At 35.9% G+C, this 1,465-nt stretch carries 2 protein-coding genes; both read left to right on the top strand.

Going from position 1 to position 1,465, the window contains the following annotated elements; translation table 11 throughout:
- Window positions 1-822: site-specific integrase (locus tag JV528_RS08670; protein WP_204254823.1), on the top strand; the 822-nt coding region annotated here is incomplete at its 5' end.
- Window position 823: 1 nt separating this feature from the next.
- Window positions 824-1,189, top strand: a complete 366-nt coding sequence (locus JV528_RS08665) for a DUF6262 family protein (protein WP_000619629.1) — start codon at window positions 824-826, stop codon at window positions 1,187-1,189.
- Window positions 1,190-1,465: the final 276 nt, after the last annotated feature.

Below are 1,465 nucleotides of genomic sequence, written 5' to 3'. Positions count from 1 at the left end.
ATGCGTATCAGTGAACTTTGTACATTGAAAAAAGGGAGCGTCATAACCGATAAAGAAGGGGATTGCTTTTTAAAGTATTATCAGTGGAAAATGAAGAAAGAGCATATCATTCCTATTTCTAAAGAAATTGCTGCATTGATATTAGTTCAAGAGCAAAGGGTGGCTGATGAACTCGATGATGAATGTATATATGTGTTTCCCCGAAAAGATTGCTCACCATTGAAACAAGATACCTTTAGGGTTAAATTAAATGAACTAGCTTATGAAGAAAAGATAACGGACAGCAACGGAGAAATTTTTCGTTTTCATGCTCATGCCTTTCGGCATACAGTTGGCACAAGAATGATAAATAACGGAGTGCCACAACATATTGTCCAGAAGTTCTTGGGTCACGAATCACCGGAAATGACGGCAAGATATGCACATATTTTTGATGAAACCCTAAAGAAGGAATTTACGAAATTTAAGGAAACCTTAGTAACGAATAACGGTAGCATTCTGGATTTAAGTGAGGAAAATACTGAAGCTGACAATACAGATCTTCAATGGTTTAAAAAGAATATCAATGCACAGGCACTTCCTAATGGCTATTGTCGGTTACCAGTAATTGCAGGACCATGTCCTCACGCAAATGCATGTTTAGATTGTACGAATTTCTGTACAAGTAAACAATTTCTTACTGAACATGAAGAGCACTTAGAGCGAACTAAAGAAATACTAAATAGGGCTAAACAAAACCAATGGCAGCGTCAGGTTGAAACCAATGAACGTGTTAAAAATAGATTAGAACAGATTATTCATTCGTTAAAGGAGACGAATTAAAATGATTAGAAAAGGTAACACAACTGCCATAGTTCAGCTAGCTAAAGACAAGTCGGAGAAAACAAGAATTAGGGTTGAAAAGACAATTTCAGAGATGGCATTGAAAGAAGAGAAGATTAATTTTAATTCCGTTGCACAAAAAGCAAATGTTTCAAAGTCATGGCTTTACAAACAAAAAGATATTAGAACTAGAGTGGAGACATTAAGAGGGATGCAGATAAGTGAGTTAACCCCCCGTAAACCTAGTAAAAGCCCTCGTTCAGAGGACGTATTAATAAAAACCTTAAAAAGCCGTATAAAGGCGTTAGAAGAAGAGAATGAACGGTTAAAGGATCAAGTTCAAAAATTACATGGCAAGCTGTTTTAGCAGATTTGTGTTTCTTGGAATTTATTGGGCACTTTGAATTGGCTACCTAAAATGAAATCGCTAAAACCTTCAATAACTTCAATAGCCCATTTCCCTAAATGTGTTAAGGGGAAATGGGCTTTCTTCTAGTATTGTTGGCATGATCGCAGAAGTGTTTTATGCTCTTAAATAATACTTTTTAATATATTGCAAATACTCATTAGCACTTTTCTGTATCTCTTCGCCCTTCATATCCGAATTAGCACCGTAAAGTACAAACTCTGGTACATATTCAGC

Origin of the sequence: Staphylococcus sp. GDB20D11A, from assembly GCF_016893255.1 — a bacterium.
GTDB classification, from domain to species: domain Bacteria; phylum Bacillota; class Bacilli; order Staphylococcales; family Staphylococcaceae; genus Staphylococcus; species Staphylococcus aureus.
Note: the sequence above shows the minus strand (reverse complement) of the source record. Positions and strands in the feature narration are given on the sequence as shown.